Origin of the sequence: Streptomyces silaceus (assembly GCF_001419745.1) — a bacterium.
In the GTDB taxonomy this organism is placed as follows: Bacteria; Actinomycetota; Actinomycetes; order Streptomycetales; family Streptomycetaceae; genus Streptomyces; species Streptomyces silaceus.
The window spans coordinates 1-856 of the sequence record NZ_LIRJ01000665.1 but is presented as its reverse complement, the minus strand read 5'-3'; the positions used below and the strand labels follow the sequence as shown (position 1 = coordinate 856).

Below are 856 nucleotides of genomic sequence, written 5' to 3'. Positions count from 1 at the left end.
CAGGCCGACGCGGCCCGCGTCAAGGAGCTGATCCTGGAGAAGCTGGGCGTCAGCGAGGGCTGAGGCACACTTCGCCCGTGTGAGGGGGCGGCGCACCCGGAAGGGGGCGCCGCCCCCTCGCCGTACGCGAAGCCCCCGAGGCGGCCCGGACCTAGTCCTCCTCCCGCGGTGCGCCGAACGGCTCGAAGAACATGTGCTCCAGCGGGTCCTGGTCCCGGCGCAGCCAGGGGATGCCGTCCATCGCGGGCCGGCCGCCGCGCAGCCAGTGCAGCAGTGTCTCGGTGAAGTTCGTCTCCAGGGGCGGGCCCTGGTCGTCGTGCCGTGNNGGGTCGTCCCCGTCGACGCACCAGCCGATCTGGTCGCCGTCGATGCTGGAGGCGACGGGCAGGAAGCCGCCGGGCGCGGGCCAGGCGGGCAGCGGGTAGTACTGCGGGTGGGCCTCGCTCAGGCTGCGGTAGCCCTCCAGCATCTCCTCGACGCCCGCCGCGAGCCCGAGCCGGTGGTCCAAGTCGAGCGGGGCGGGCATGTCGAGCCACCAGCCCCAGTTCCCCGCGCCGTACGTCCGTGAGAGCGCCACGAAGTCCGCGGGCAGCCGGGTGCCGAGCCGCTCGAAGAGCTCCTCCCAACTGGCCTCGCCCAGACGGGGGGTGAGCGGCGGGGGTATCAGCGCGGTGATCGCCGCCAGGCCCTCGCCCCGGGTGAGCGCGGCGTGCTGCGCCGCGTCCACGTACGTCCCGCGCGGTGGCGGGGTCCAGGGCGTGGCGCCCGCCAAGGGGGCCCAGGTGCGCACGGCGGGGTGCAGCGGCCCCAGCCTGCCGTCGGGCTCGCCCGGGTTCGGCACGCCGCCGAGCACGGC

Annotated in this window: 1 protein-coding gene; it reads right to left on the bottom strand. The window is 75.8% G+C overall.

Annotation, left to right across the window (positions count from 1 at the left end; all coding sequences use genetic code 11):
• Nucleotides 1-326: 326 nt before the first annotated feature.
• Nucleotides 327-856: SMI1/KNR4 family protein (locus AOK22_RS38435; protein ID WP_208606513.1), on the bottom strand; the 530-nt coding region annotated here is incomplete at both ends.